General features: G+C 46.0%; 1 protein-coding gene. It reads left to right on the top strand.

Annotated elements, in window-relative coordinates:
* Positions 1-261: thrombospondin type 3 repeat-containing protein (locus CXF95_RS26390; RefSeq protein WP_232788061.1), on the top strand; the 261-nt coding region annotated here is incomplete at both ends.

Raw genomic sequence — 261 nt, 5'->3', positions numbered from 1 at the left:
GTTGATACTGATAATGATGGTGCACCGGATGAGTGCGATGCGGCTTGTATATCCCTTGGCATGGCAGCTGACACTGACGACGACAACGATGGTTATTCAGATGCAGATGAACTTGCTGCCGGAACAAATCCGTTAGTCAATAGCAGTTTACCGCTAGATACTGACGGTGACTTTATATCAAACGTGACCGACACTGACGATGATAATGACGGTATTACCGATGCAGATGATGCGTTCTCACTGATAGCCATTGGAGATTAT

Source organism: Paraglaciecola sp. MB-3u-78 (assembly GCF_002835935.1).
GTDB lineage: Bacteria > Pseudomonadota > Gammaproteobacteria > Enterobacterales > Alteromonadaceae > Paraglaciecola.
This window is presented reverse-complemented; position numbering and strand designations above follow the sequence as displayed.